This window comes from Streptomyces sp. HPF1205 (assembly GCF_020400825.1).
GTDB lineage: Bacteria > Actinomycetota > Actinomycetes > Streptomycetales > Streptomycetaceae > Actinacidiphila.
On record NZ_JAINVH010000007.1, the window covers coordinates 78,062 to 99,717 of the forward strand.

Below are 21,656 nucleotides of genomic sequence, written 5' to 3' on the forward strand. Positions count from 1 at the left end.
TTTTTGTTGTCCGGCCCCCAGACAAACCCTCATCTTCGAGAGAAGAGAACGCAGATGACCGAGCAGGCCACCGGGTCCCACCATCCGCAGCAGCGGACCCGCAGCGCGGCGCCCGCCGCCGCCCCCGCCGAGCGCGTGACGGGCGCACAGGCCCTCATCCGCTCCCTCGAGGCCGTCGGGGCCGACACCGTATTCGGCATCCCGGGTGGCGCGATCCTGCCGGCGTACGACCCCCTGATGGACTCCTCCCGGGTGCGCCACGTCCTGGTCCGCCACGAGCAGGGCGCCGGGCACGCCGCCACCGGCTACGCCCAGGCCACCGGCAAGGTCGGCGTGTGCATGGCCACCTCGGGGCCGGGCGCGACCAACCTGGTCACCCCGATCGCCGACGCCCACATGGACTCGGTGCCGATCGTCGCCATCACCGGACAGGTCGCCTCGAAGTCCATCGGCACCGACGCCTTCCAGGAGGCGGACATCTGCGGCATCACCATGCCGATCACCAAGCACAACTTCCTGGTCACCGAGGCCGCCGACATCCCGCGCACCATCGCCGAGGCGTTCCACATCGCCTCCACCGGCCGCCCCGGCCCGGTGCTGGTCGACATCGCCAAGGACGCGCTGCAGAACGAGACCACCTTCTCCTGGCCGCCGCAGCAGGACCTGCCCGGCTACCGCCCGGTGACCAAGCCGCACGCCAAGCAGATCCGCGAGGCCGCCCGGCTGATCAACGAGGCCAGGCGCCCGGTGCTGTACGTCGGCGGCGGCGTGCTCAAGGCGCGCGCCACCGCCGAGCTGCGCATCCTCGCCGAGCTGACCGGCGCCCCCGTCACCACCACCTTGATGGCGCTGGGCGCGTTCCCCGACAGCCACCCGCAGCACCTGGGCATGCCCGGCATGCACGGCAGCGTCGCGGCCGTCACCGCCCTGCAGCGCGCCGACCTGATCGTGGCCCTCGGCGCCCGCTTCGACGACCGCGTGACCGGCAAGCTGGACACCTTCGCGCCCTTCGCCAAGGTCGTGCACGCCGACATCGACCCGGCCGAGATCTCCAAGAACCGGGTGGCCGACGTCCCGATCGTCGGTGACGCCCGCGAGGTGCTCGCCGACCTGATCGTCGCCGTCCAGGCCGAGCACGAGGCCGGCCACAAGGGCGACTACAGCGAATGGCGCGAGCAGCTCGACTCCTGGCGCGCGACCTACCCGCTCGGCTACGACCTGCCCGCCGACGGCAGCCTGTCCCCGCAGCAGGTCATCGAGCGCATCGGCGAGCTCGCCCCGGACAACACGCTGTACGCGGCGGGCGTCGGCCAGCACCAGATGTGGGCCGCCCAGTTCATCAAGTACGAGAAGCCCGGCACGTGGTTCAACTCCGGCGGCGCCGGCACCATGGGCTACGCGGTGCCCGCCGCCATGGGCGCCAAGGCCGGCTGCCCCGACGCGACCGTGTGGGCCATCGACGGCGACGGCTGCTTCCAGATGACCAACCAGGAGCTGGTCACCTGCGCCCTGAACAACATCCCCATCAAGGTCGCCATCATCAACAACGGCGCCCTGGGCATGGTCCGCCAGTGGCAGAACCTCTTCTACGGCGAGCGGTTCTCCAACACCGTGCTGCACGACGGCGCCGAGGGCGTGCCCGGCTCGGCCCGCGGCGTCGGCTCGGTCCGCAACCGCGGCACCCGCGTCCCGGACTTCGTCAAGCTCGCCGAGGCCATGGGCTGCGTGGGCCTGCGCTGCGAGTCCCCGGCCGATCTGGACAAGGTCATCGCCGAGGCCAACGCGATCAACGACCGTCCGGTCGTGGTGGACTTCATCGTGCACGAGGACGCCATGGTGTGGCCGATGGTCGCCGCCGGCACGTCCAACGACGAGATCATGGCCGCCCGCGACGTCCGCCCCGACTTCAGCGACGAGCTGGACGACTGAGGCCCCGCGAAGGCACGAGAGAGGCAACGGTTCAGACCATGTCCAAGCACACGCTGTCCGTCCTGGTGGAGAACAAGCCCGGCGTCCTGGCCAGGATCACCGCCCTGTTCTCCCGGCGCGGCTTCAACATCGACTCGCTCGCCGTGGGCACCACCGAGCACCCGGAGATCTCCCGGATCACCATCGTCGTCAACGTCATCGACGAGCTGCCGCTGGAACAGGTGACCAAGCAGCTCAACAAGCTCGTCAACGTGCTGAAGATCGTCGAGCTCGACCCCGCCGCGGCCGTGCAGCGGGAGCTGGTGCTGGTGAAGGTGCGCGCCGACAACGACACCCGCTCGCAGATCGTGGAGATCGTCCAGCTCTTCCGCGCCAAGACCGTGGACGTCTCGCCCGAGGCGGTCACCGTCGAGGCCACCGGCAGCGCGGACAAGCTGGAGGCCATGCTGAAGATGCTGGAGCCGTTCGGCATCAAGGAGCTGGTCCAGTCCGGCACCATCGCCATCGGCCGCGGCGCCCGCTCCATCACCGACCGCAGCCTGCGCGCCCTCGACCGGTCCGCGTAGCCCACGCCCGGTGGCCGCCCCGCGGCGGCCACCGGCCACCGGGCACCCGCCACCCGCCGCACCCGCTCGCGGCATCCGCCGCGCCGCCGCGGCCACCCGCCCGGGTGAGACCGCGCCCGCATCGCGAGACCCCGGAACGCACCCGCGCCCACCAGTCGTACGGTGGGCCGTACAACCCGAACCAAGGAGAGACCAGAAGTGGCCGAGCTGTTCTACGACGACGACGCCGACCTGTCCATCATCCAGGGCCGCAAGGTCGCGGTCATCGGCTACGGCAGCCAGGGCCACGCCCACGCGCTGTCGCTGCGCGACTCGGGCGTCGACGTCCGCGTCGGCCTGCACGAGGGGTCGAAGTCCAAGGCCGAGGCCGAGGAGCAGGGCCTGCGCGTCGTCACGGTCGCCGAAGCCGCGGAAGAGGCCGACGTGATCATGATCCTGGTCCCGGACCCGATCCAGGCCCGTGTCTACGAGGAGTCGATCAAGGACCACCTCAAGGACGGCGACGCCATCTTCTTCGGCCACGGCCTGAACATCCGCTACGGCTTCATCAAGCCGCCGGCCGGCGTGGACGTCTGCATGGTCGCCCCCAAGGGCCCCGGCCACCTGGTGCGCCGGCAGTACGAGGAGGGCCGCGGCGTCCCCTGCATCGCCGCGGTGGAGCAGGACGCGACCGGCAAGGCGTTCGCGCTGGCCCTGTCGTACGCCAAGGGCATCGGCGGCACCCGCGCCGGCGTCATCAAGACCACCTTCACCGAGGAGACCGAGACCGACCTGTTCGGCGAGCAGGCGGTGCTGTGCGGCGGCACCGCCGCGCTGGTCAAGGCCGGTTTCGAGACGCTGGTCGAGGCCGGTTACCAGCCGGAGATCGCGTACTTCGAGTGCCTGCACGAGCTCAAGCTGATCGTCGACCTGATGTACGAGGGCGGCCTGCAGAAGATGCGCTGGTCGGTCTCCGAGACCGCCGAGTGGGGCGACTACATCTCCGGCCCGCGGATCATCAACGAGAACACCAAGGCCGAGATGAAGAAGATCCTCGCCGAGATCCAGGACGGCTCCTTCGCCAACAACTGGATCGCCGAGTACAACGCGGGCCTGCCGAGGTACAACGAATACAAGAAGGCCGACGAGAACCACCTGCTGGAGACCACCGGCCGCAAGCTCCGCAAGCTGATGAGCTGGGTGGACGAGGAGGCGTAAGCCCTGGTCCGCGAGCTCACCCGTACGGGCCCCCGGCCGCCTCGCGCCGGGGGCTTTGTACGAAGCGAAGCAACCCCTCCGGGTGATACTTCCATTTCGGCGAAGGCCGCGGTTCGCACCGCCGATACACTCCCTTAACAAGCGCGTCAGGCTCACAGCGTCGTGCGTCTTCCACGCGGCAAGCCATCCCCGCCTCCCTGGAGCGGTCGCACGGGACCGGCCGCCCACGAAGGACAAGTGAGGACCACGTGAGCCAGAAGCCTGTCGTACTCATCGCAGAAGAGCTGTCGCCCGCCACGGTCGACGCCCTGGGCCCGGACTTCGAGATCCGGCACTGCAACGGCGCGGACCGGGCAGACCTGCTGTCCGCGATCCCCGAGGCCGACGCCATCCTGATCCGCAGCGCCACCAAGGTGGACGCCGAGGCCATCGCCGCCGCCCGTAAGCTGCGGGTGGTCGCCCGGGCCGGCGTCGGCCTGGACAACGTCGACGTGGCGGCCGCCACCAAGGCCGGCGTCATGGTCGTCAACGCGCCGACCTCCAACATCGTCACCGCCGCCGAGCTCGCCTGCGGTCTGATCATCGCCACGGCCCGCAACATCGCGCCGGCCAACGCGGCGCTCAAGGCCGGCGAGTGGAAACGCAACAAGTACACCGGCGTCGAGCTGAGCGAGAAGACCCTCGGCGTCGTCGGCCTCGGCCGCATCGGCGTCCTGGTCGCCCAGCGGATGTCCGCCTTCGGCATGAAGGTCGTCGCCTACGACCCGTACGTGCAGCCGGCCAAGGCCGCGCAGATGGGCGTCAAGCTCCTCACCCTCGACGAGCTGCTGGAGACGTCCGACTTCATCACCGTCCACCTGCCCAAGACCCCCGAGACCCTCGGCCTGATCGGCGACGAGGCGCTGCACAAGGTCAAGCCGTCGGTGCGGATCGTCAACGCCGCCCGCGGCGGCATCGTGGACGAGGAGGCGCTGGCCTCCGCGCTCAAGGAGGGCCGGGTCGCGGGCGCGGGCCTGGACGTGTACGCGAAGGAGCCGTGCACCGACTCGCCGCTGTTCCAGTTCGACAACGTGGTGGCCACCCCGCACCTGGGCGCCTCCACCGACGAGGCCCAGGAGAAGGCGGGCATCGCGGTCGCCAAGTCGGTACGGCTGGCGCTGGCCGGCGAGCTGGTGCCGGACGCGGTCAACGTCCAGGGCGGGGTCATCGCCGAGGACGTCAAGCCCGGCCTGCCGCTGGCCGAGAAGCTCGGCCGGATCTTCACCGCGCTGGCAGGCGAGGTCGCCGCCCGGCTCGACGTCGAGGTGTGCGGCGAGATCACCCAGCACGACGTCAAGATCCTCGAACTGAGCGCGCTCAAGGGCGTGTTCGAGGACGTCGTCGCCGAGACGGTCTCCTACGTCAACGCGCCGCTGTTCGCCCAGGAGCGCGGGGTCGAGGTCCGCCTGACCACCAGCTCCGAGTCGCCCAACCACCGCAACCTGGTCACCGTCCGCGGCACCCTCGCCGACGGCAGCGAGGTCTCGGTCTCCGGCACGCTCGCCGGCCCCAAGCACCTCCAGAAGATCGTCGCGGTCGGCGAGTACGACGTCGACCTGGCGCTCGCCGACCACATGGCCTTCCTGCGGTACACCGACCGCCCCGGTGTCGTCGGCACCATCGGCCGCATCCTGGGCGAGGTCGGCGTCAACATCGCCGGCATGCAGGTCGCCCGCGCGGCCGCCGGCGGCGACGCCCTGGTCGCCCTGACGATCGACTCGACCATCCCGGCGGGCGTCCTGACCGACATCGCCTCCGAGATCGGCGCGAGCTCGGCCCGGCCGGTGAACCTGACGGACTGACCGCGGGACGTAGGAACGTACGTCAACGTCAACGTCGTGGCCGCTCTTCACTCGTTTGAAGGGTGGCCACGGTCTTTCCCTCCAACGCGTGTTCGCCGTGCGCAACCATGCCCGGTATGGATGATGTTCAGCGGCTCGACGAACCTCTGCCCGCCTGGATCCTGCCGCCCCCGGGCGGATTCTGCAGCGACGACCTCGACCACCTCCCCGACCTGCCGCCGCACACCGAGCTCATCGACGGGGCTCTGGTATTCAGGGGAGGACAGAGGTCCTGTCACTCATCGGCATCGAGCCGGGTCGCAGGTGTACGTGCCGATCGCGTGCCGGGGAGCCGAGGCCCGTCGCGGCACATGACTCTCGTACTGAGTCACTGCGACCTGTCCGAGCCTACTTCGTCATGGATACCCCCGCGGGCGGCGTCCTTCACCGGTGACGAGCCCGGTTGTCCGGCTGACGACGTCGTCCTCGCCGGACTGTGGCTCCGCTCCGGGGCGGGCATCCCGTATCTCTGGCTGGTCGAACGCGGCGCGACGGGCCGACCGACGGTCCACCTGTACGAAAGGGACGGCGTCACGGGCACGTACGTCGTGACCGGTGTCCACCACGACCACCTCAAGCTCTCCGTCCCCTTCACCATCGACATCGACCTCACCGAGATCGACGACATGTAGGACGGCCGGGCCCGTGCGGCCGACGTTCTACAGGCGCGCCGCCTTCAGGGCCATGTGCAGCAGCAGGCGGGCCTCGCCGTCGGAGAGGTCGAGGCCGGTGAGCTGCTCGATGCGCGAGAGGCGGTAGTAGAGGGTCTGGCGGTGGATCGCGAGGGCGGTGGCGGTGCGGCCGGCCTGGCCCGCGTGGTCGAGGAAGACCTCGGCCGTGTGCGCCAGTTCGTGGTGGGCCGGGGTGAGGAGGGGGGCCACCGCGGGGTCCGGGGGAGTGCCGGAGGGCAGCGCGGTCAGCAGGCGGTACGGGCCGAGGCCGGCCCACTTCGCGATCGGGCCGAGCAGCGGCTGGGCGTGCGCGGCCCTGGCCGAGTCGACCGCCTCGCGCCAGGCCTCGGGCAGCTCGGCCAGGAAGGCCCGGCCCCCGCTCACCCCGGCGACGGCGTCGGCGGCCCCCACCTGGTCCAGCAGCCGCGCCGCGGCCGTACGGGCCGCCGCCAGCAGATGCGCCGACCGCAGCCGTACGAGCAGGGCGATCAGCTCACCGCGCGCCACCGCGCCGGCCGCCCCGCGGGAGGCGGGCACGCGTGCGAGCGCCGCCGCCGACGGGATGCTGCGCAGGCCGGGCAGCTCGCTCGGGGCCTCCGCCTCGCCGCCGTCCGCGGACTCGCGCCCGGCTGGCAGCCGGACGCACACCATCGCGTGCGCCTCGTCCGCGTCCGGGCCCAGCGCCGTGCGCAGCGCGTCCTCCGCGGAGTCACGGGCGGCCCGGTTGCTCGCAGTGAGCAGCGCGCGCAGGGCGCGCCCCGCCTCCGCGCCCGCCAGGGACAGCGCGGCCAGCCGCTCGCCGATCCGGGCGGCCACCGCCATGGCGGCCCGGAGCTGCTCGGGGGTGTGCTCGGCCTCGTCCAGCAGCCACACGTAGCCGTAGACGAAGCCGCCGTGCCGCACCGGCAGGCACAGCCGGCCCCGCAGCACGCCTGCCGCGGGCGCCGCCGGGATGCGGACCGGGCCGGTCGCGTGCGCGATCCCGTACCGCTCGAACCAGGCGCGGACCTCGGCGGTGGAGCGGCGGGTCAGGATGGACCGGGTGCGGACCGGGTCCATCGCGGCCGCGTCCTCGCTGTCGTGCACCCCGAAGGCGATCAGCCGGAAGTCCCGGTCCTCCAGCGTCGCGGGCGCTCCGAGAAGCGCCGACACCTCGTCCACCAGCTCCTGGAAATCACCGTACTCACCGGCCACACCGCCATTGTCCCTCATCCCCCTCATACATCTGTATGAGGGACGGCCCGGTGATGCGTGACAGGTGTCGATGGCCGCCGGGGTAAGCGAACCCTAGATTCACGCTGACGGGCTCGCTCGCCGGCGACCCCGGCCCCGCGCGTCCGCCGCACCTGCCGATCCGTCCTCCGCCTGCGGCGGGGGCACCCAAGTCCGCGCCCAAGGAGATCCCAGTGCTCGGTCCCGTGCTGCTCGCCGCCTCGCGCAGCGACCGTATGCGCCGCGCCGTCGCCGCCGCCCCCGTCACGCGCCCCGTGGTGAACCGATTCATCGCGGGCGCCGACCTGGACCCGGCCATGGACACCGTCCGCGCCCTCACCTCCGCCGGCCTCGACGTCACGCTCGACCACCTCGGCGAGGACGTCACCGACCGGGCCACCGCGCACGCCACCCGCGACGCCTACCTGCGGCTGCTGGAGGCACTGCGCAAGGAGGACCTCGGCCCGCGCGCCGAGGTCTCGGTCAAGCTCTCCGCCTTCGGCCAGGCCCTCCCCGACGGCGGCCACGACATCGCGCTGGCGGGCGTGCGCGAGGTCGCCGCGCTGGCCACCGACATCGGCACCACCGTCACTCTCGACATGGAGGACCACACCACCGTCGACTCGACGCTGGCCATCCTCCACGAGCTGCGCCGCGACCACCCCGGAACGGGCGCGGTCCTGCAGGCGTACCTCTTCCGCACCGAGGACGACGCCCGCGCGCTGGCCACCGAGGGCTCCCGGGTGCGGCTGGTCAAGGGCGCCTACAAGGAGCCCGCGCGGGTCGCCTTCCAGAACAAGCGCGAGGTCGACAAGGCGTACGTGCGCGCCATGCGGATCCTGTTCGCGGGCCCCGGCCACCCCATGGTCGGCTCGCACGACCCCCGGATGATCGCCATCGCCCAGGAACTGGCCGCCCGCAACCACCGCGCGCCCGGCTCGTACGAGTTCCAGATGCTCTACGGCATCCGCACCGCCGAGCAGCGCCGCCTCGCCGAGGCGGGCGAGCGGATGCGCGTCTACGTGCCGTACGGCGCGGACTGGTACGGGTACTTCATGCGCCGGCTGGCCGAGCGCCCGGCGAACCTCGCCTTCTTCCTGCGCTCGTTCGCGCCCGCGGGCCGCTGACCGACGCGGTGCCGCCCACCCCACCCCGTACCGCCGCCGAACCCTCTCACAAGGAGAAACCCCTCATGGACGCTGTGACCCAGGTCCCCGCGCCGGTCAACGAGCCGGTGCGCACCTACGCGCCGGGCAGCCCCGAGCGGGCCCGGCTGGAGCAGAAGCTGAAGGAGCTGGCCGGCAACCCGGTCGACCTGCCGGTGTTCATCGGCGGCGAGGAGCGCATGGGCGGCGGCGAGCGCTTCGACGTCGTGCAGCCGCACAACCACGGCGCGCGCCTGGGCACGTACGCCAACGCGACCGCCCAGGACGCGCGCGACGCCGTCGACGCGGCGCTCGCGGCCGCCCCCGCCTGGCGCGCGATGTCCTTCGACGACCGCGCCGCGATCTTCCTGCGCGCCGCCGAACTGCTGGCCGGGCCCTGGCGCGAGACGCTGGCCGCCTCCACCATGCTCGGGCAGTCCAAGACCGTGCAGCAGGCCGAGATCGACAGCCCCTGCGAGCTGGTCGACTTCTGGCGGTTCAACGTCCACTACGCCCGGCAGATCCTCGCCGAGCAGCCGGCGGCCAACTCCCCGGGCGTGTGGAACCGGCTGGACCACCGCCCGCTGGAAGGTTTCGTCTACGCGATCACGCCCTTCAACTTCACCGCGATCGCCGGCAACCTGCCCACCGCGCCCGCCCTCATGGGCAACGTGGTGCTGTGGAAGCCGTCCCCGACCCAGACCCACTCCGCGGTGCTGCTGATGCGCCTGCTGAAGGAGGCCGGGCTGCCGGACGGCGTGATCAACCTGCTCACCGGCGACGGCATCGCCGTCTCCGAGGTCGCCCTGGTCCACCCGGACCTGGCCGGCATCCACTTCACCGGCTCCACCAGGACCTTCCGCCACCTGTGGCGCACGGTCGGCGAGAACATCGAGCGCTACCGGTCCTACCCGCGGATCGTCGGTGAGACCGGCGGCAAGGACTTCGTCGTCGCCCACCCCTCCGCCGACCCCGCCGTGCTCAAGACGGCGCTGACCCGCGGCTCCTTCGAGTACCAGGGCCAGAAGTGCTCGGCCTCCTCCCGCGCGTACATCCCGCGCTCGCTGTGGGAGGGCGGCTTCAAGGAGGAGTTCGCCGCCGAGGTCGACGGCATCACCATGGGCGACGTCACCGACCTGTCCAACTTCATCGGCGCCCTCATCGACGAGCGCGCCTTCGCCAAGAACAAGGCCGCGATCGACCGGGCCAAGGCCGACCCGGACGTCGAGATCGTGGCCGGCGGCACCTACGACGACTCCGTCGGCTGGTTCGTCCGCCCGACCGTCCTGGTCTGCGCCGACCCGGCCAACGAGGTCTTCCGCGAGGAGTACTTCGGCCCGATCCTGGCGGTGCACGTCTACGAGGACGACCGGTTCGACGAGATGCTCGACCAGATGGAGTCGGTGGCGGCGTACGCGCTGACGGGCTCGGTCATCGCCAACGACCGCGCCGCCGCGGCCCACGTCATGGACAAGCTCCGGTTCGCCGCCGGGAACTTCTACGTCAACGACAAGTCGACCGGGGCCGTCGTCGGCCAGCAGCCCTTCGGCGGCGGGCGCGCCTCGGGCACCAACGACAAGGCCGGCGCCGCCCAGAACCTCATGCGCTGGACCTCGACGCGGGCGATCAAGGAGACGCTCGTGCCGCCCACCGACTACCGCTACCCGCACCAGGGTTAGGCCCGGGGGTCCCTGGGCCCCTTGGCTGAGTGGCCCCAGGGCCGAGGTCCCGGACCCCGCCCGGCCGGTCCGTACCCTGCCCGGCCGGTCCGTGCACCGCCCGCCCGTACACCCCCGCGCACGGCCCCTGCTCACCGGTCCTCCATCCGGTGAGCAGGGGCTTTGCCGTTGCGCGGCCCTCCTTCGAGTGAAGTCCGTCTCAGATAGTAGGAAGTCCGAGTAATTGTGGCGACAGGACGGCCCGGCTGCCCTAGCGTTGTAGGGAGCCGAACGTCTCGCTCCATCCAGCGAGCGGCGGACCGGGCCCCGCGGACCACCCTCCCGCGCCTCGCCCCTCCGCCCCGTTCCGTGGCGAACCCCTCACCCCAGCGATGTCTCCTGGAGTTGATCACCATGGACGAGACCGCCCGCCAGAACGCCCAGCGCGCCCTCCAGCGCTCCCTCGACCGCCGTGACAACGGGGGCAGCACGGGCCACGAATAAGCCGCCGCCCGGGAGCGGGTCCTGCCTGCCGGACCAGCATGCGGACAGCCGTGTCAGCAGGTGGAACCCCGGAGTAGGGTTCGCGCATGTCTCGCAGCATCAGCCTCGCAGTGATCCCCGGTGACGGAATCGGCCAGGAAGTCGTGACGGAAGGGCTGAAAGTCCTCGCCGCGGTCCTCCCGCAGGACGTCAAGCTGGAGACCAGGAGCTACGACTTCGGCGCCAAGCGCTACCACGCGACCGGCCAGACCCTCACCGACGGCGACCTCGCGGAGCTGAAGGCGCACGACGCCATCTTGCTCGGCGCGATCGGCGACCCGTCCGTGCCGTCCGGCGTACTGGAGCGCGGCTTCCTGCTCAAACTGCGGTTCGCCTTCGACCACCATGTGAACCTGCGTCCCAGCAGGCTCTTCCCCGGCGTGCCCACGCCGCTGTCCGGACAGCCCGACATCGACTTCGTGGTGATCCGCGAGGGCACCGAGGGCCCGTACACCGGCAACGGCGGTGCGATCAGGACCGGCACCGAGCACGAGGTCGCCACCGAGGTCAGCCTCAACACCGCCTACGGCATCGAGCGCGTCGTCCGCTACGCCTACGAGCGCGCCCAGGCCCGCCCGCGCAAGAAGCTCACCCTGGTGCACAAGAACAACGTCCTGGTGCACGCCGGCCGCCTGTGGAGCCGGATCTTCGAGGCGGTGGGCGCGGAGTACCCCGACGTCACCACCGACTACCTGCACGTGGACGCCGCGACGATCTTCCTGGTCACGCAGCCGGAGCGGTTCGACGTGATCGTCACCGACAACCTCTTCGGCGACATCATCACCGACCTCGCCGCGGCCGTCTCCGGCGGCATCGGCGTGGCCGCCAGCGGCAACATCAACCCGTCGGGCGCGTTCCCGTCCATGTTCGAGCCGGTGCACGGCTCGGCCCCGGACATCGCCGGCCAGTCGAAGGCCGACCCGACCGCGACCGTCCTGTCCGTCGCCCTGCTGCTGCGGCACCTCGGCTTCGAGCCGGAGGCCGCGCGGATCGACGCCGCCGTCCAGGCCGACCTCGCCGGGCGGGCCGGGCAGCCGGCGCGGTCCACCGTCGAGATCGGCGACGCGCTGGCCGCGCGGGCCTCCGCCTGATACGAGCCCGGCCGCCAGGCCGGCACGACCGCTGCGGGAGGCCCGGCCGTCCCCGGGCCTCCCCGGCACCCCGCACTTCCGGCACCCCGTACCCCGCGAAGCGCCCGCACGTCCGGCACCCCGCATTCCCGGCATCTCCCGTACTCCCCGGCATAGGTCGCACGCCCGCGCCTTGTGATAATCAGAGGCGGGGGCCGCGGTATGAGGGAGAACTCGGACGTCCTACTACTTCGGTCCACTTCGGTTCTCAATTCGGTTCTTACCAGCCCGGGACCACCCCGTGACGACGGCGAAACGGTGAAGGACACTGACATGACGACGCCAACGATCGAGCTCAAGCCCTCCGCGCATCCCCTCTCCGACGCCGAGCGGCAGGCGATCCTCGCCAGCCCCGGCTTCGGCCGCCACTTCACCGACCACATGGTCACCATCAAGTGGACCGAGGGCCGCGGCTGGCACGACGCCCAGCTCGTTCCGTACGCGCCGCTGTCGCTCGACCCGGCCAACATGACGCTGCACTACGCCCAGACGATCTTCGAGGGCCTCAAGGCGTACCGCCAGCCCGACGGCGGCGTCGCCACCTTCCGCCCCGAGGCCAACGCCCGCCGCTTCCAGGCGTCCGCCCGTCGCCTGGCCATGCCGGAACTGCCCGTCGAGACGTTCATCGACGCCTGCGACGCCCTGGTGCGGCAGGACCGCGCCTGGGTGCCGGACGAGGGCGAGACCTCCCTCTACCTGCGGCCCTTCATGTTCGCCACCGAAGTGGGCCTCGGTGTCCGCCCGGCCAACGAGTACCTCTTCCTGGTCATCGCCTCCCCGGCCGGCGCCTACTTCTCCGGCGGCGTCAAGCCCGTGTCCGTCTGGCTCTCCGAGGAGTACGTGCGGGCCGCCCCCGGCGGCACCGGCGCCGCCAAGGCCGGCGGCAACTACGCCGCCTCCCTGGTCGCCCAGGCCCAGGCCATCGAGCACGGCTGCGACCAGGTCGTCTGGCTCGACGCGATCGAGCGCCGCTGGATCGAGGAGATGGGCGGGATGAACCTGTACTTCGTGTACGGGGACGGGTCCGCGGGCAGCCCCAGGCGAATCGTCACTCCTGAGCTGTCCGGGTCCCTCCTGCCCGGCATCACCCGCGATTCCCTGCTCACCATCGCCACCGACCTCGGCTACGAGGTGGCCGAGGGCCGCATCGGCGTGGACGACTGGCGGCGGGGGAACGAGGACGGCTCCCTCACCGAGGTCTTCGCCTGCGGCACCGCGGCGGTCATCACGCCCGTGGGATCCGTGAAGTCCACCCGCGCGGACTGGACCGTCGCCGACGGCGAACCCGGCGAGGTGACCATGCGGCTGCGCGGCGCCCTGCTCGACATCCAGACCGGGCAGGCCCCCGACCCGCACGGCTGGATGCACCGGCTCGGCGCCTGACGCGCCCGGCCGGGCGGCGGTGTCCCCGTCCCGGTTTCGGACGAGCCCCCTCCCGGATGATGAGACACATTCGGGAGGAGCCGTCCGGTGTGCAACACTGACCTCGTGTTCTCGCTGGCCCCGATGATTATTGGCAGCAGGCACGCCGGTCCGCGGTGACCGGTTCCGTCGAACCCCAACGGAACGCTCACCGTGTCCCAGACCCGCGTGCAACCCTTCGCTTCCCGCGAGGGGTTTTTTCGTTTCCGGCTCACCCACGCCGGAGGCGACGTACGTGGAGTCGGTGCTTCCGGGAGGCCATGGCGCCCCCGGGGGACTTCCCGCTCTCACCCGACAGGAGTACGCAGGCCATGACCGCGGAACTGGACGACAGCTTTCACGTCTTCGACACCACGCTGCGCGACGGCGCCCAGCGTGAAGGGATCAACCTCACCGTCGCCGACAAGCTGACGATCGCCCGGCACCTGGACGACTTCGGGGTGGGCTTCATCGAGGGCGGCTGGCCGGGCGCCAACCCGCGCGACACGGAGTTCTTCGCCCGGGCGGCGACCGAGCTGGAACTGCGCCACGCCACCCTCGTCGCGTTCGGGGCCACCCGCCGGGCCGGTACGAGCGCGGCCGAGGACCCGCAGGTCAAGGCGCTGCTCGACGCCGGGGCGCCGGTGGTCACGCTGGTCGCCAAGTCGCACGACCGCCACGTGGAGCTGGCGCTGCGCACCACGCTGGAGGAGAACCTGGAGATGGTGCGGGACACGGTCGCCTACCTCTGCGCCCAGGGCCGCAGGGTGTTCGTGGACTGCGAGCACTTCTTCGACGGCTACCGGGCCAACGCCGAGTACGCGCTCGCGGTCGTGCGTGCCGCGCACGAGGCCGGCGCGTCGGTGGTCGTCCTGTGCGACACCAACGGCGGCATGCTGCCCGCCCAGGTGCAGGCGGTCACCGCGGACGTGCTCGCCGCCACCGGGGCCCGGCTGGGCATCCACGCCCAGGACGACACCGGGTGCGCGGTCGCCAACACGCTCGCCGCGGTGGACGCGGGCGCCACCCATGTCCAGTGCACCGCCAACGGCTACGGCGAGCGGGTCGGCAACGCCAACCTCTTCCCCGTCGTCGCCGCCCTGGAGATCAAGCACGGCCGCCGGGTGCTGCCCGAGGGCGCGCTGGGCGAGATGACCCGGATCTCGCACGCCATCGCCGAGGTCGTCAACCTCCCGCCGTCCACCCATCAGCCCTACGTGGGCGTGTCGGCGTTCGCGCACAAGGCCGGGCTGCATGCCTCGGCCATCAAGGTCGACCCCGACCTCTACCAGCACATCGACCCCGAGCGGGTCGGCAACACCATGCGGATGCTGGTCTCCGACATGGCCGGGCGCGCGACGGTGGAGCTGAAGGGCAAGGAGCTCGGCATCGACCTCGGCGACGACCGCGAGCTGGTCGGACGGGTCGTGGAGGCGGTCAAGGAACGCGAGCTGAAGGGCTACACGTACGAGGCCGCCGACGCCTCGTTCGCACTGCTGCTGCGCGGCGAGCTGGACCGGGCCGCGGCCGGCCGGCCGCGCCGCTTCTTCCGTACCGAGTCCTGGCGGGCCATCACCGAGGACCGGCCCGACGGCACCCACGCCAACGAGGCCACGGTGAAGCTGTGGGCGAAGGGCGAGCGCATCGTCACCACCGCCGAGGGCAACGGCCCGGTCAACGCCCTGGACCGGGCCCTCCGGGTGGCGCTCGAACGCATCTACCCCCAACTGGCCTCGTTCGCCCTGGTCGACTACAAGGTCCGCATCCTGGAAGGGCGCTACGGCACCGACTCGACCACCCGGGTTCTCATCACCACCACCGACGGCAGCGCCGAGTGGTCCACCGTCGGCGTCGCCGACAACGTCATCGCCGCCTCCTGGCAGGCCCTCGACGACGCCTACGCCTACGGGCTGCTGCGGGCCGGCCTGGAACCGCACGAGTAGTCCCGCCCGCCGCACGCGGCCACCGAAACGGCCACCGAAGCGGCCACGGAAACCGGTCGCCGGGGCGCCCCGCCGCCAGTAAGGTGCCCCGGTGACCCGATCACCCCACGACGTCGTCGTACGCGAGGCGCGGCCGCAGGACGCCGCCGCCATCGCCCACGTGCACACAGCCTCGCGTGAGGCGACCATGCCGTACCTGCCGCCGCGCAAGCGGACCGACGCCGAGGTGGAGGCGTGGGTGCGGGACGTCGTACTCCCCTCGTCGCGGGTGTGGGTGGCCGAGGCGGACGGGGAGCTGGTCGGGTACGCGGCGGTCGCGGACGGCACCTTGAACGCGCTGTACCTGCTCGCGCACGCGCGGCGGCAGGGGATGGGCACACTGCTGCTGGCCGAGGCGCGGCGGGCGTGCCCGCGGGGGCTCGACCTGTTCGTCTTCCAGCGCAACACCGACGCGCGGGCGTTCTACGAGCACCACGGCTTCACGGTGGTCGACACGAACGACGGGTCCCGGAATATGGAGCGCGAACCCGATATGACGATGCGGTGGGAGCCGGTGACCAACGGCACACGTACTGACGGGTAACCACCCGGGCCGCCCGGTCATAGGGTGAGCGCGGCAGGTGCGTGTGCGCGCGTGCCCGGCAACTCCCCACCCTCGACCGACAACCCGGGAGAACGTATGCGCTCGGCGAAGGACTTCTTCCGCCCGCTGGCCGTGGGGGCGCCCGCCCCCGTGCGCGAAGTGCCGTTCCGGCCCTCACGGATGATCCACTTCTTCGACCCCGGCAACGAGAGGATGGCGGCCAAGGTCCCCGCCCTCGCGCCGCAGGTGGACGTGCTGCTCGGCAACCTGGAGGACGCCGTCCAGGCGGACCGCAAGGAGGCGGCGCGGGCCGGACTGGTGGGCATCGCCAAGGCGACGGACTTCGGCGGCACCCAGCTGTGGACCCGCGTCAACAGCCTGGACTCGCCCTGGGCGCTGGACGATCTGCTCACCCTGGTCACCGAGATCGGCGACAAGCTCGACGTCGTCATGGTGCCCAAGGTCGAGGGGCCCCAGGACATCCACTACGTGGACCGGCTGCTGGCCCAGCTGGAGGCCAAGGCACGGATCGGGCGCCCCATCCTGGTGCACGCCATCCTGGAGACGGCCACCGGCGTCGCCAATGTCGAGGAGATCGCCGGCGCCAGTCCCCGGATGCAGGGCATCTCGCTGGGCCCGGCCGACCTCGCCGCCAGTCGGCGGATGAAGACCACCCGGGTCGGCGGCGGCCACCCCGGCTACCTGGTCCGCGAGGACCCCAAGCCCGGCGACGGGCCCCGCGCCACGTACCAGCAGGACCTGTGGCACTACACCATCGCCCGCATGGTCGACGCCTGCGCCGCGCACGGGATCCTGCCGTACTACGGGCCGTTCGGCGACATCCAGGACCTGGCCGCGTGCGAGGACCAGTTCCGCAACGCCTTCCTGCTGGGCTGCGTCGGCGCCTGGACGCTGCACCCGGCCCAGATCGCCGTGGCCAAGCGGGTGTTCTCGCCGGAGCCCGAGGACGTCGCCTGGGCGCGGCGGGTGATCGACGCCATGGGCGACGGTACGGGGGCGGTGATGATCGACGGCAAGATGCAGGACGACGCCACCTACAAGCAGTGCCTGGTGGTGTCCGAGCTGGCGGACGCGCTGGCCGCCCGCGACCCCGAACTGGCCGACGCGTACGCCGCCGCCGAGAAGGAGAACGCCCGATGAGCGACACCGCCCCGCGTCCGCGCCGCTCCGTGCTCTACATGCCCGGCGCCAACGAACGCGCCTTGGAGAAGGCCAAATCCCTTCCCACCGACGCCCTCATCCTCGACCTGGAGGACTCCGTCGCCCCCGACGCCAAGGAGGAGGCCAGGAAGCGGGTCGCGGCCGCCGCGGCGAGCGGTGAGTACGGCTACCGCGAGGTGACCGTCCGGGTCAACGCGCCCGGCACCCCGTGGCACGCCGACGACCTGCGGGCGGCCGCCGAGGCCGGTCCCGACGCGGTGGTCGTCCCCAAGGTGGACCACCCCGACACGGTCAGGGCGGTCGAGGCCGCGCTGGAGGCGGCCGGCGCCCCGGACCGTACCGCCGTCTGGGCGATGATCGAGACACCGGTCGCGGTGTTCGGGGCGCGGGCCATCGCGGCGGCGTCCGAGCGGCTGACGGTCCTGGTCATGGGCACCAACGACCTGGCCAAGGAACTGCGCGCCGAGCACGTGCCGGGCCGCGAGCCCCTGCTCACCGGCCTGTCCCTCGCCCTCCTGGCCGCGAGGGCGACCGGAAAAGTGATTTTGGACGGTGTCTACAACGACGTGCAGGATCTGTCCGGCTTTGAGGCCGAGACCCTCCAAGGCCGGCGGCTGGGCTTCGACGGCAAGACGCTGATCCACCCCAAGCAGATCGAAGCGTGTAACAGGATCTTCTCACCGGCGGACGCCGACGTGGAACGCTCGCGCCGTATCATCCGCGCGTTCGAAGAGGCCACGTCACAGGGCCGCGGAGTGGCCACCGTGGACGGCAGGATGATCGAGAATCTGCATGTCGAGGAGGCCCGGCGGGTGCTCGCGCTGGCGGGGGCGATCGCCGGACGCTGAGCCGCGATTCTAAAGCCGCGCTAAATCCGGCGGCCGGAACGGACAAATCGCGGGGTCCCGGCCATGTGGCGCGGGACCCCGCTCACGTGCGGTTCTGTGGGGATCCACCAGTAGGAGTCGGCGGACACTGTACAAAGTCGCTGCTCCGTTCCCGACCCCCCACTCGTACTGTCGGTACATGACCATTTCGCAAGAGGTGCCTGTCGAGGCGAACGACGCCCGCGGGCGTGTGGCCGAGCTTCACGCTATCCGTGAGGAAGCGCGGCGCGGTCCGAGCGAGAAGGCGACACAGGCCCAGAAGGCCAAGGGCAAGCTGACGGCTCGTGAGCGGATCGACCTGCTGCTGGACGAGGGGTCGTTCCACGAGGTGGAGCCCTTGCGGCGGCACCGGGCGAGCGGGTTCGGCCTGGAGCTCAAGCGTCCGTACACCGACGGTGTGATCACCGGGTGGGGCACGGTCCACGGGCGCACGGTCTTCGTCTACGCCCACGACTTCCGGATCTTCGGCGGCGCGCTCGGGGAGGCGCACGCCCAGAAGATCCACAAAATCATGGACATGGCGATCACGGCGGGCGCACCGCTGATCTCCCTCAACGACGGTGCCGGCGCCCGTATCCAGGAGGGCGTCTCGGCCCTGGCCGGGTACGGCGGCATCTTCCAGCGCAACACCCGCGCCTCGGGCGTCATCCCGCAGATCAGCGTGATGCTCGGCCCCTGCGCGGGCGGCGCCGCGTACTCCCCGGCGCTGACCGACTTCGTGTTCATGGTCCGCGAGACCTCGCAGATGTTCATCACCGGCCCGGACGTCGTGCAGGCCGTCACCGGCGAGGAGATCAGCCAGAACGGGCTGGGCGGCGCCGACGTGCACTCCACCGTCTCCGGCGTCGCGCACTTCGCGTACGACGACGAGCAGACGTGCTTGGAGGAGGTGCGCTACCTGCTGTCGCTGCTGCCGCAGAACAACCGGGAGAACCCGCCGGCGGTGGAGTGCCACGACCCGGCCGACCGGCGCGGCGACGTGCTGCTCGACGTGGTGCCGGCGGACGCCAACCGCTCGTACGACATGCACAAGGTGATCGAGGAGATCGTCGACGAGGGCGAGTACCTGGAGGTCCACGAGCGCTGGGCCACCAACATCATCTGCGCCCTGTCCCGGCTGGACGGCCAGGTGGTGGGCATCATCGCCAACCAGCCCGCGTCGCTGGCCGGCGTGCTGGACATCGAGGCGTCCGAGAAGGCCGCCCGCTTCGTCCAGATGTGCGACGCCTTCAACATCCCGCTGGTCACGCTGCTGGACGTGCCGGGCTTCCTGCCCGGCGTCTCCCAGGAGCACGGCGGCATCATCCGGCACGGCGCGAAACTGCTGTACGCGTACTGCAACGCCACGGTGCCGCGGATCTCGCTGATCCTGCGCAAGGCGTACGGCGGCGCGTACATCGTGATGGACAGCCAGTCCATCGGCGCGGACCTGACCTTCGCCTGGCCGACGAACGAGATCGCGGTGATGGGCGCGGAGGGCGCCGCCAACGTGATCTTCCGGCGGCAGATCGCCGGCTCCGACGACCCGGACGCGACGCGGGCACGGGTGGTCAAGGAGTACAAGGCCGAGCTGATGCACCCGTACTACGCCGCCGAGCGCGGCCTGGTGCACGACGTGATCGACCCGGCCGAGACCCGCGAGGTGCTGATCTCCTCGCTGGCGATGCTGCGGACGAAGCACGCCGACCTGCCCTCCCGCAAGCACGGCAACCCGCCGCAGTGACCCGTTCCCCGCGACCGGGCGACCCGACGACCCGATGACCCGTGACCCGATGACCCGATGACCCGATGACCATGGAGACCACAGTGAGCACCTCCGCCGATTCCCTGGTGCGTGTCGAGAAGGGGCACGCCGAGCCCGAGGAGGTCGCGGCACTCGCCGCGATCCTGCTCGCCCGCGCCGCCGCGGAGCCGGCCGGCGGGCACCGCGGGACGCCCGCCCGCTCGGTCGCCGGCTGGCGCCGCCTGGAGCGCGCCCGCGGCTTCCGCGCGCCCCACTCCTGGCAGGGCTGAACCGCGGCGCCGCGCCCCGGCACACGCGACGGGCCCCGTACTTCCACCGCGGAAGTACGGGGCCCGTCGCGTGCCCGCGGGCCGTGCGGGCGCCTACCGCAGCCTGGCCATCAGCGCGTGCTCGACCAGTGTGATCAGCGCGCTCTTCGCCTCCGCCCGGTGCCGGGCGTCGGTGGTGATGATGGGCGCCTCCGGGCCGATCTGGAGGGCCTCGCGCACCTCCTCGGGGCCGTACGGCTGGTGGCCGTCGAAGCCGTTGAGGGCGATGACGAACGGCAGGCCGCTGTTCTCGAAGTAGTCCACCGCCGGGAAGCAGTCCGCCAGGCGGCGCGTGTCGACGAGCACGATCGCGCCGATCGCGCCGCGCACCAGGTCGTCCCACATGAACCAGAACCGGTCCTGGCCGGGTGTGCCGAACAGGTACAGGATCAGGTCCTCGTCCAGCGTGATGCGGCCGAAGTCCATGGCCACCGTCGTGGTGGTCTTGTCCGGCGCGTGCGTCAGGTCGTCGATGCCGGCCGACGCGGAGGTCATCACGGCTTCGGTGCGCAGCGGGTTGATCTCCGAGACGGCACCGACGAACGTGGTCTTGCCCACGCCGAAGCCACCCGCCACCACGATCTTCGCCGACGTGGTGGCGCGGGCCGGGCCGCTAGAGCTTCCGAAGTCCACTGAGCACCCTTTCAAGCAGTGTCACATCTGGCTGACCGCCCGCGGACTCGTCGCCGCCGGGCTGGTGGATCGCGACCAGCCCCGCCTCGGCCAGGTCCGCGACCAGGATGCGGACGACGCCGAGCGGGATGGTCAGCAGCGCGGAGATCTCCGCCACCGACCTGACCTCCCGGCACAGCACGCAGATCCGCTGGTGTTCCGGCAGTTGGCCCCGCAGCCGGTCGGCATCGGCGGTGGTGCTGACCAGCGCCTCGATCGCCAGCTGGTAGCGGGGCCTGGTCCGGCCGCCGGTCATCGCGTACGGGCGCACCAGGCCGGAGGGGGGCCGCGACTGGCGGCCGCCCGGGCCCCCGCCGTTCCCGGCCCCGCCGGGCGAGCTCCCACCGGCGGTGGGAGCCGTTCGCAGCGGGGACCGCGGTGGCGCGTACGGCTCGATCCGCGGCTGCCGGTGCTGCGGCCCGGGTTCGGGAGTGGGCGCGGAGGGGAAGGCATACGGGTTCGCGGGCTGCTGGTGCCGGTCGCCGTACGGATCTCCGCCGGGAGACGTGCTCACGGATCCTCCTCCTGGTACCGCCGCTGTGTCGTCCGAGCGCCTGGCAGGTGCCCGGACGAGGCCGCGGGTTCCGTCAGTTGAGCAGGCTGCCCTGCAGTTCGGCCCTGAGGTCCGGGGTGAGTACGGTGCCCGCTCGGTCGACGAGCAGGGCCATTTCGTATCCGACGAGGCCGATGTCGCACTCGGGGTGGGCGAGTACGGCCAGGGAGGAGCCGTCGGAGACGGACATGATGAACAGGAAGCCGCGTTCCATCTCGACCACTGTCTGGTTGACGTTCCCGCCCTCGAAGATGCGGGAGGCCCCGGCGGTGAGGGAGGTCAGGCCTGAGGCGACGGCGGCGAGCTGGTCGGCGCGGTCGCGCGGGAATCCGTCGGACATCGCGAGCAGCAGGCCGTCGGCGGAGACCACAACGGTGTGGGACACCCCGGGGGTGTTGTCCACGAAGTTGGTGATCAACCAGTTCAGGTTCTGTGCCGCCTGGCTCATCGGA

At 71.5% G+C, this 21,656-nt stretch carries 19 protein-coding genes; 15 read left to right on the forward strand and 4 right to left on the reverse strand.

The features are described from left to right. Window positions 1-54 precede the first annotated feature (54 nt). The 5 genes from K7G61_RS10305 to K7G61_RS10325 all read left to right on the forward strand — a co-directional run bounded on the left by K7G61_RS10305 (window position 55) and on the right by K7G61_RS10325 (window position 6,204). Complete coding sequence (locus tag K7G61_RS10305; protein ID WP_225846417.1) at window positions 55-1,929, forward strand: acetolactate synthase large subunit; 1,875 nt, start codon at window positions 55-57, stop codon at window positions 1,927-1,929. Between the two features lie 38 nt (window positions 1,930-1,967). After that, a complete protein-coding gene (ilvN, locus tag K7G61_RS10310) occupies window positions 1,968-2,495 on the forward strand; it encodes an acetolactate synthase small subunit (protein WP_225846418.1) in 528 nt (175 codons plus the stop codon). A gap of 198 nt (window positions 2,496-2,693) precedes the next feature. Further along, window positions 2,694-3,692, forward strand: a complete 999-nt coding sequence (gene ilvC, locus K7G61_RS10315) for a ketol-acid reductoisomerase (protein WP_225846419.1) — start codon at window positions 2,694-2,696, stop codon at window positions 3,690-3,692. Window positions 3,693-3,940: 248 nt separating this feature from the next. Then, on the forward strand, window positions 3,941-5,533 hold the full coding sequence (gene serA / locus K7G61_RS10320; protein WP_225846420.1) for a phosphoglycerate dehydrogenase: 1,593 nt from the start codon (window positions 3,941-3,943) through the stop codon (window positions 5,531-5,533). A 350-nt stretch (window positions 5,534-5,883) separates the two neighbouring features. Further along, the gene (locus K7G61_RS10325; protein ID WP_225846421.1) at window positions 5,884-6,204 is read left to right on the forward strand and encodes a hypothetical protein; all 321 of its coding nucleotides are present in this window, start codon (window positions 5,884-5,886) and stop codon (window positions 6,202-6,204) included. 27 nt (window positions 6,205-6,231) lie between these two features. On the opposite strand, the gene K7G61_RS10330 is transcribed toward K7G61_RS10325, so the two are convergent. After that, window positions 6,232-7,455 carry a CdaR family transcriptional regulator gene (locus tag K7G61_RS10330; protein WP_225846422.1) on the reverse strand — a complete coding sequence of 408 codons (1,224 nt, stop codon included), beginning with the start codon at window positions 7,453-7,455 and terminating at the stop codon, window positions 6,232-6,234. A 194-nt stretch (window positions 7,456-7,649) separates the two neighbouring features. On the opposite strand from K7G61_RS10330, the gene K7G61_RS10335 reads away from it, so the two are divergent. The 10 genes from K7G61_RS10335 to K7G61_RS10380 all read left to right on the forward strand — a co-directional run bounded on the left by K7G61_RS10335 (window position 7,650) and on the right by K7G61_RS10380 (window position 19,940). Further along, the gene (locus K7G61_RS10335; protein ID WP_225846423.1) at window positions 7,650-8,582 is read left to right on the forward strand and encodes a proline dehydrogenase family protein; all 933 of its coding nucleotides are present in this window, start codon (window positions 7,650-7,652) and stop codon (window positions 8,580-8,582) included. Window positions 8,583-8,647: 65 nt separating this feature from the next. Further along, window positions 8,648-10,279 (forward strand): L-glutamate gamma-semialdehyde dehydrogenase, encoded by a 1,632-nt coding sequence (gene pruA, locus K7G61_RS10340; protein ID WP_225846424.1) that lies wholly within the window; start codon window positions 8,648-8,650, stop codon window positions 10,277-10,279. Between the two features lie 569 nt (window positions 10,280-10,848). Beyond that, complete coding sequence (locus K7G61_RS10345) at window positions 10,849-11,892, forward strand: 3-isopropylmalate dehydrogenase (protein ID WP_225846425.1); 1,044 nt, start codon at window positions 10,849-10,851, stop codon at window positions 11,890-11,892. Between the two features lie 312 nt (window positions 11,893-12,204). Next, window positions 12,205-13,314, forward strand: coding sequence for a branched-chain amino acid aminotransferase (locus K7G61_RS10350; RefSeq protein WP_225846426.1), 1,110 nt, complete (start codon window positions 12,205-12,207; stop codon window positions 13,312-13,314). A 350-nt stretch (window positions 13,315-13,664) separates the two neighbouring features. Beyond that, window positions 13,665-15,275, forward strand: a complete 1,611-nt coding sequence (gene cimA, locus K7G61_RS10355) for a citramalate synthase (RefSeq protein ID WP_225846427.1) — start codon at window positions 13,665-13,667, stop codon at window positions 15,273-15,275. A gap of 91 nt (window positions 15,276-15,366) precedes the next feature. Next, window positions 15,367-15,858 (forward strand): GNAT family N-acetyltransferase, encoded by a 492-nt coding sequence (locus K7G61_RS10360; protein WP_225846428.1) that lies wholly within the window; start codon window positions 15,367-15,369, stop codon window positions 15,856-15,858. A gap of 96 nt (window positions 15,859-15,954) precedes the next feature. Next, window positions 15,955-17,019 (forward strand): CoA ester lyase, encoded by a 1,065-nt coding sequence (locus K7G61_RS10365; protein WP_225846429.1) that lies wholly within the window; start codon window positions 15,955-15,957, stop codon window positions 17,017-17,019. Next, complete coding sequence (locus tag K7G61_RS10370) at window positions 17,016-17,888, forward strand: CoA ester lyase (RefSeq protein WP_225846430.1); 873 nt, start codon at window positions 17,016-17,018, stop codon at window positions 17,886-17,888. Before K7G61_RS10365 ends, K7G61_RS10370 begins: the two co-directional genes overlap by 4 nt. 178 nt (window positions 17,889-18,066) lie before the next feature. Next, complete coding sequence (locus K7G61_RS10375; RefSeq protein ID WP_225846431.1) at window positions 18,067-19,650, forward strand: acyl-CoA carboxylase subunit beta; 1,584 nt, start codon at window positions 18,067-18,069, stop codon at window positions 19,648-19,650. A gap of 71 nt (window positions 19,651-19,721) precedes the next feature. Continuing rightward, window positions 19,722-19,940: an acyl-CoA carboxylase epsilon subunit gene (locus K7G61_RS10380; protein ID WP_225846432.1), complete on the forward strand. Its 219-nt coding sequence runs from the start codon at window positions 19,722-19,724 to the stop codon at window positions 19,938-19,940. A gap of 93 nt (window positions 19,941-20,033) precedes the next feature. On the opposite strand, the gene K7G61_RS10385 is transcribed toward K7G61_RS10380, so the two are convergent. From K7G61_RS10385 to K7G61_RS10395, 3 genes are all read right to left on the reverse strand, one after another. Continuing rightward, a complete protein-coding gene (locus K7G61_RS10385; protein ID WP_225846433.1) occupies window positions 20,034-20,612 on the reverse strand; it encodes an ATP/GTP-binding protein in 579 nt (192 codons plus the stop codon). Further along, entirely contained in the window at window positions 20,593-21,165 is a 573-nt protein-coding gene (locus K7G61_RS36925) for a DUF742 domain-containing protein (protein WP_225846434.1), read from the reverse strand. Before K7G61_RS36925 ends, K7G61_RS10385 begins: the two co-directional genes overlap by 20 nt. A gap of 73 nt (window positions 21,166-21,238) precedes the next feature. Continuing rightward, a complete protein-coding gene (locus K7G61_RS10395) occupies window positions 21,239-21,652 on the reverse strand; it encodes a roadblock/LC7 domain-containing protein (RefSeq protein ID WP_205355888.1) in 414 nt (137 codons plus the stop codon). Window positions 21,653-21,656 lie beyond the last annotated feature (4 nt).

Coding starts and splice junctions, on each gene's coding strand:
- K7G61_RS10305 (WP_225846417.1), top strand. CDS start 55: ATGACCGAGCAGGCCACCGGGTCCCACCATCCGCAGCAGCGGACCCGC.
- ilvN (WP_225846418.1), top strand. CDS start 1,968: ATGTCCAAGCACACGCTGTCCGTCCTGGTGGAGAACAAGCCCGGCGTC.
- K7G61_RS10325 (WP_225846421.1), top strand. CDS start 5,884: ATGACTCTCGTACTGAGTCACTGCGACCTGTCCGAGCCTACTTCGTCA.
- K7G61_RS10330 (WP_225846422.1), bottom strand. CDS start 7,455: ATGAGGGACAATGGCGGTGTGGCCGGTGAGTACGGTGATTTCCAGGAG.
- pruA (WP_225846424.1), top strand. CDS start 8,648: ATGGACGCTGTGACCCAGGTCCCCGCGCCGGTCAACGAGCCGGTGCGC.
- K7G61_RS10345 (WP_225846425.1), top strand. CDS start 10,849: ATGTCTCGCAGCATCAGCCTCGCAGTGATCCCCGGTGACGGAATCGGC.
- K7G61_RS10350 (WP_225846426.1), top strand. CDS start 12,205: ATGACGACGCCAACGATCGAGCTCAAGCCCTCCGCGCATCCCCTCTCC.
- cimA (WP_225846427.1), top strand. CDS start 13,665: ATGACCGCGGAACTGGACGACAGCTTTCACGTCTTCGACACCACGCTG.
- K7G61_RS10365 (WP_225846429.1), top strand. CDS start 15,955: ATGCGCTCGGCGAAGGACTTCTTCCGCCCGCTGGCCGTGGGGGCGCCC.
- K7G61_RS10370 (WP_225846430.1), top strand. CDS start 17,016: ATGAGCGACACCGCCCCGCGTCCGCGCCGCTCCGTGCTCTACATGCCC.
- K7G61_RS10375 (WP_225846431.1), top strand. CDS start 18,067: ATGACCATTTCGCAAGAGGTGCCTGTCGAGGCGAACGACGCCCGCGGG.
- K7G61_RS10380 (WP_225846432.1), top strand. CDS start 19,722: ATGGAGACCACAGTGAGCACCTCCGCCGATTCCCTGGTGCGTGTCGAG.
- K7G61_RS10395 (WP_205355888.1), bottom strand. CDS start 21,652: ATGAGCCAGGCGGCACAGAACCTGAACTGGTTGATCACCAACTTCGTG.